Annotated in this window: 4 protein-coding genes and 1 pseudogene; 2 read left to right on the top strand and 3 right to left on the bottom strand. The window is 73.0% G+C overall.

Annotation, left to right across the window (positions count from 1 at the left end):
* Both B9S61_RS10915 and B9S61_RS10910 read right to left on the bottom strand, forming a co-directional pair.
* Positions 1-191, bottom strand: a pseudogene (locus tag B9S61_RS10915) (hypothetical protein); the annotation flags it as partial.
* Positions 192-328: 137 nt separating this feature from the next.
* Positions 329-595: a helix-turn-helix domain-containing protein gene (locus B9S61_RS10910; RefSeq protein ID WP_103542075.1), complete on the bottom strand. Its 267-nt coding sequence runs from the start codon at positions 593-595 to the stop codon at positions 329-331.
* A 33-nt stretch (positions 596-628) separates the two neighbouring features.
* Here B9S61_RS10910 and map point away from each other — a divergent pair, with 33 nt between their 5' ends.
* Positions 629-1,393 carry a type I methionyl aminopeptidase gene (map, locus tag B9S61_RS10905; protein WP_103542073.1) on the top strand — a complete coding sequence of 255 codons (765 nt, stop codon included), beginning with the start codon at positions 629-631 and terminating at the stop codon, positions 1,391-1,393.
* A gap of 308 nt (positions 1,394-1,701) precedes the next feature.
* Positions 1,702-4,230: an ATP-dependent Clp protease ATP-binding subunit gene (locus B9S61_RS10900; protein WP_103542074.1), complete on the top strand. Its 2,529-nt coding sequence runs from the start codon at positions 1,702-1,704 to the stop codon at positions 4,228-4,230.
* A 43-nt stretch (positions 4,231-4,273) separates the two neighbouring features.
* Here the strand turns inward: B9S61_RS10900 and ggt are convergent.
* A partial coding sequence (gene ggt, locus B9S61_RS10895) for a gamma-glutamyltransferase (RefSeq protein WP_103542072.1) occupies positions 4,274-5,895 on the bottom strand: 1,622 nt, incomplete at its 5' end.

The following is a 5,895-nucleotide window of genomic DNA, read 5'->3' as shown; positions in this document are numbered from 1 at the left end:
AGGTCGTGGAGCAGGGACTCCACCACGTCCCAGGGAGGCGGTTCGCGCCCCTCGACGCAGGCCCGCATGCCTTCGGGGTCCCGCTGCCAGAACACCAGGCACCAGCCGTCGTACCGGTCGATGCGCGCCAGCAGATCCCGCAGATAGTGCGCGAACTCCCGCATCCCGAGCGGGAGTTGCTCTGTCGCCATACCCAACTCCCGCCAGCTCCGGACCACTCGGATCCGTAGGTAACACCCGTCGCGTTACAGCGGTGCTACGGAGACTTTTCCGGCGGGATGCGGGGGGATACGGCGGGACACGACGCGCTCGGCGGGGTGCGGCAGACTCAGGCGGCGATCGACGCGCCCGGCGGCGGCGCGCAGCGCCCCATCAGCTCGTCCATCGACAGGCCGAGCTCACCCGCCAGGGCGGCCACCGTGAAGAACGCCGGGGTCGGGGCCCGCCCCGTCTCGATCTTGCGGAGGGTCTCCGCGGAGAGGCCGGCGCCCGCCGCCACCTCGGTCATACTGCGGCTGCCGCGCGCCTCACGCAGCAGCCGGCCGAGCCGTTCGCCGCGTTCGCGCTCTTCGGGGGTCAAGGGGGTGCGCACCATGAGCACCATTCTAATACCGGTATAGTAATTGGCATGGTGGAACTCAAGACCGATACATCGATCGATGCCATGTACGAGGCCGGCCAGGTCGTCGCGAGCGCGCTGACGGCCGTCCGGAAGGCCGCCGACGTGGGCGTCTCCCTGCTGGAGCTGGACGAGGTGGCGCGGGAGGTACTGCGCGCGGCGGGCGCGACCTCGCCCTTCCTGGGCTACCGGCCCTCCTTCGCGCCGACCCCGTTCCCCGCCGTGATCTGCGCCTCCGTCAACGACGCGATCGTGCACGGCATCCCGGACGGCTACCGGCTGCGCGACGGGGACCTCGTCTCCATCGACTGCGGCGCACAACTGGGCGGCTGGGCCGGGGACTCGGCGATCAGTTTCACGGTGGGCACCCCGCGTCCGGCCGACGTACGGCTGATCGAGACCACCGAGCGGGCGCTCGCCGCGGGGATCGGGGCGGCCGTCGTCGGCAACCGCATCGGCGACATCGCGCACGCGATCGGCACGGTGTGCCGCGAGGCGGGGTACGGGATCATGGACGGCTTCGGGGGCCACGGCATCGGCCGGCGCATGCACGAGGACCCGTCCGTTCCGAACGAGGGCCCGCGGGGCAGGGGCATGCCGCTGCGGCACGGCCTGGTCCTGGCGATCGAGCCGATGCTCATCGCCGGCGGCGACGACGCGTGGCACGCCGACGGCGACGGCTGGACCCTGCGCACGAACGACGGCTCCCGAGCCGCCCACGCGGAACACACCGTGGCGATCACCGCATCAGGCCCCCGCACCCTCACCGCCTGACCACCCCCGCTCCCGCTCCCGCGGGCCGTCGCGCCTACCCCAGTGCCTCAAGGGCCTGGGAGGCGCCCCCCGGGCGGCACGGGAGGGCGCGACGGCAGCCCGCAAGCGCCGGGCCGCGCACCCACCCCCGCCCAGCCCCACACCGGCCGCACCGGAACGCCGACCCGGACAACCCCCACCGCACCCGGCACCCGGCACCCCGGTTCCGGACATGCCCACCCAAAAGGATCGTGCCATCGTTGGCATGAGCGAGCCCCGCCCGGGTTACCCGGCCCCGGCACGTCGACCCAGCGAAGGAACGGATGACGATGACGAGTGGTTTCGTCGGCCCGGAGGGTGACCCGTTCGCAGAATTCCTCGCCCGGTTCTTCAGCGGACAGCGCCCCCGCCAGATCGACATCGGCAGGCTCCTCAGCCGGCCCGCCAGAGAACTGGTCCGCGGCGCCGCCCAGTACGCCGCCGAGCACGGCAGCCGTGACCTGGACACCCAGCACCTCCTGCGCGCCGCCCTCACCGCGGAGCCGACGCGCAGCCTGCTCAGCCGGGCGGGCGCGGACCCGGACTCCCTCGCGTCCCAGATCGACGACCGGTCGGGCCCCACCCAGCACGCCCCGGACGACGCCCCACCGCCGACCTCGCTCTCCCTGACCCCCGCCGTGAAGCGGGCGCTCCTGGACGCACACGAGATGGCCCGGGCGAGCGGCGTCGGCTACATCGGCCCGGAGCATGTGCTCAGCGCCCTCGCCGCCAACCCCGACTCCGCCGCCGGGCACATCCTCCACGCCGCCCGCTACGCCCCCGCTCCCCCGCCCGAGGCAGCGGACGCCCAGCAGCAGCGCGCCGAGCGCCCCCGCCCCGCCACGGGCACCCCGACGCTGGACAAGTACGGCCGTGACCTCACCTCGATGGCCCGCGAGGGCCGGATCGACCCGGTGATCGGCCGGGACCAGGAGATCGAACAGACCGTCGAGGTGCTCTCCCGGCGCGGCAAGAACAACCCGGTGCTGATCGGTGACGCCGGTGTCGGCAAGACCGCCGTCGTCGAGGGGCTGGCCCAGCGGATCGCCGAGGGGGACGTGCCCGACATACTCATCGGCCGGCGCGTGGTCGCCCTGGACCTGACCGCGGTCGTCGCCGGAACCCGCTACCGGGGCGACTTCGAGGAGCGGATGAACAACATCGTCGAGGAGATCCGCTCCCACTCCGACCAGCTGATCATCTTCATCGACGAGCTGCACACCGTCGTCGGTGCCGGAGGCGGCGGCGAGGGCGGATCGATGGACGCCGGCAACATCCTCAAGCCGGCCCTCGCCCGCGGCGAGCTGCACATCGTCGGGGCGACCACGCTCGAGGAGTACCGGCGGATCGAGAGGGACGCCGCGCTGGCCCGCCGCTTCCAGCCGATCATGGTGCCGGAGCCGACCCCCGCGGACGCGATCGAGATCCTGCGCGGTCTGCGGGACCGTTACGAGGCCCACCACCAGGTCCGCTACACCGACGAGGCGCTGGTGTCGGCCGTGGAGCTGTCCGACCGCTATCTGAGCGACCGCCGGCTGCCGGACAAGGCCATCGACCTGATCGACCAGGCCGGCGCCCGGGTGCGGCTGCGGGCCCGCACCAAGGGCACGGACGTACGGGCCCTGGAGCGCGAGATCGAGCAGCTCACCTGTGACAAGGACCAGGCGGTCGCCGACGAGCAGTACGAGCGGGCCACGCAGCTGCGGGACCGCATCGTGGAGCTGAGGCAGCGGATCACGGAGACGGGCGGCGAGGACGAGGTCGACGAGGGCCAGAGCCTGTGGGTGGACTCCGAGGCGATCGCCGAGGTGGTGGCCCGGCAGACGGGCATCCCGGTCAGCCGCCTCACCGAGGAGGAGAAGGACCGGCTGCTGGGCCTGGAGCAGCATCTGCACGAGCGGGTCGTCGGCCAGGAAGAGGCGGTGCGCGTCGTCTCGGACGCCGTGCTGCGCTCCCGCGCGGGGCTCTCCAGCCCCGACCGGCCGATCGGCAGCTTCCTGTTCCTCGGGCCGACGGGTGTCGGCAAGACGGAGCTGGCGCGGGCGCTCGCCGAGGCGCTGTTCGGCAGCGAGGACCGGATGGTGCGCCTCGACATGAGCGAGTACCAGGAGCGGCACACGGTCAGCCGGCTGGTGGGCGCCCCGCCCGGCTATGTGGGGCACGAGGAGGCCGGGCAGCTCACCGAGGTGGTGCGCCGGCACCCCTATTCGCTGCTCCTGCTGGACGAGGTGGAGAAGGCGCACCCGGACGTCTTCAACATCCTCCTCCAGGTCCTGGACGACGGCCGGCTCACCGACTCGCAGGGCCGGACGGTGGACTTCACCAACACCGTCATCGTGATGACCAGCAATCTCGGTTCCGAGGCGATCACCCGGCGCGGCGCCACCCTGGGATTCGCTTCCGGCGGCGCGGACGCGGACGAGGAGGCGCGCCGCGAGCAGATCCTGCGGCCGCTGCGGGACCACTTCCGGCCCGAGTTCCTCAACCGGATCGACGAGATCGTGGTGTTCCGCCAGCTGACCGCCGAGGAGCTGCGGCGGATCACGGACCTGCTGCTGGAGGGCACCCGGCGCGGGCTCAAGGGGCGGAACGTCTCGGTCGACTTCACCGACGCGGCCGTGGACTGGCTGGCCGAGCGCGGCTTCCAGCCCGAGTACGGCGCCCGGCCGCTGCGCCGCACCATCCAGCGCGAGGTCGACAACCAGCTCTCCCGGCTGCTCCTGGACGGCCGTCTCCAGGAGGGCGGCCGGGTGACGGTGGACGCGCAGGACGGAAGCCTGACGTTCCGTACCCGGGAGACACCGGCGCCCGAGCTGTGAGCCGCGCGAAGGGGCGCCCGGGCCGGGCGCCCCTTCGGCGCGTTCAGCGTGCCGGACGCACCACCATGGCCGAGCCGCCGCCCCTGCGGTCCTTCTCGGCCGCCGCGAGCCACTTGCCGCCCGGCAGCCGCTGAACACCGGTGACCGCGCCGATCTCCGGGTTCTCCCGGAAGGAGTGCCCGAGGGCCTCCAGGCTCCGCCGCAGCTCACTGTCGTACAGGCCGGGTTCGAGGTCCGTCTGCGCCGTGTTGCGCTGGCTGGCGCGGGGCGCGGCGATCGCGTCGGCCAGGGGCAGCCCGCGGTCGAGGAAACCGGTGAGGGTCCCCAGCACGGTGGTGATGATGGTGGAGCCGCCGGGCGAGCCGAGCGCCACCACCGGCCTGTCGTGCCGGTCGAGCACGATGGTGGGCGCGATCGACGACCGGGGCCGCTTGCCGGGGCCGGGCAGGTTCGGGTCGTGCACGGCCGGGTTCGCCGGGGCGAAGGAGAAGTCCGTCAGCTCGTTGTTCAGCAGGAACCCCCGGCCGGGCACGGTGATGCCGCTGCCGCCGGTCTGCTCGATGGTGAGGGTGTAGGCGACGGCGTTGCCCCAGCGGTCGGCGGTGGTGAGGTGCGTGGTGCTGTCGCCCTCGTACGTCGTCGGCGCGGCCTCGCCGCCGGTGGCACAGGGCTCCGGGTCGCGGGGGTCGCCGGGGGCGAGGGGACTGGTGAGGACGGCGTCGTCCCTGATCAGGCACGCGCGTGAGTCGGCGAACCGCTGGGAGAGCAGTTCCCTCGTCGGTACGTCCTCGAAGGCCGGGTCGCCGACCCAGCGTCCCCGGTCGGCGAACGCGATCCGGCTCGCCTCGATGAACCGGTGCAGGTACTGGACGTCGCTCGCGCGGGACAGGCCGGTGCGCTCCAGGATGTTGAGCGCCTCGCCGACGGTCGTGCCGCCCGAGGAGGAGGGTGCGATGGAGTAGACGTCCAGGCCTCGGTAGGAGGTCTTCGTGGGCGGCTGGGACTTGGCGCGGTAGACGGCGAGGTCACGGGCGGACAGCTCGCCCGGACGGGCGTTCCAGCCGGATTCCGGGTCCACGGGCGGTTCGTTGACCGTGTCCACGATGTCCCGGCCGATGGCTCCCCGGTACAGGGCGCCGACACCCTTGCGGCGCAGCTCCGCGTAGGTGCGGGCCAGGTCGGGGTTCTTGAAGGTGGAGCCGACCACCGGGAGTTCGCCGCCCGGGAGGAACAGCCGGGCGGTGTCGGGGAAGTACCGGAAGCGGGTCTCGTTCGCGGCGGTCTGCGCGCGGAAGGTGTCGTCGACGGTGAAGCCGTCGCGGGCGAGTCGTTCGGCGGGCTTCAGGACCGTGCCGAGGCCGCGCTTGCCCCAGGTGTCGAGCGCCCGCTGCCAGGTGGCGGGCGTGCCGGGGGTGCCGACGCCGAGTCCGCTGCTGACGGCCTCGGCGAACGGGACCGGCTCGCCGTTCTCCAGGAAGAGTCCGGAGTCGGCGGTCAGCGGGGCCGTCTCGCGGCCGTCGAGGGTGTGCACCGTGCGGGACCGGGCGTCGTAGTGGACGAAGTAGCCGCCTCCGCCGATTCCGGCCGAGTAGGGCTCGGTGACGCCGAGCGCGGCGGCCGTGGCGACGGCCGCGTCGACGGCGTTGCCGCCCTGCCGCAGGATCT

The organism is Streptomyces sp. SM1, assembly GCF_002910825.1.
GTDB classification, from domain to species: domain Bacteria; phylum Actinomycetota; class Actinomycetes; order Streptomycetales; family Streptomycetaceae; genus Streptomyces; species Streptomyces okerensis.
The sequence above is the reverse complement of the archived record's forward strand: the minus strand, read 5'-3'. Positions and strand labels throughout refer to the sequence as shown.

Bases quoted from the DNA above. Each gene is read 5' to 3' on its own strand.
- B9S61_RS10910 (WP_103542075.1), bottom strand. From the start codon at position 595: ATGGTGCGCACCCCCTTGACCCCCGAAGAGCGCGAACGCGGCGAACGG.
- map (WP_103542073.1), top strand. From the start codon at position 629: ATGGTGGAACTCAAGACCGATACATCGATCGATGCCATGTACGAGGCC.
- B9S61_RS10900 (WP_103542074.1), top strand. From the start codon at position 1,702: ATGACGAGTGGTTTCGTCGGCCCGGAGGGTGACCCGTTCGCAGAATTC.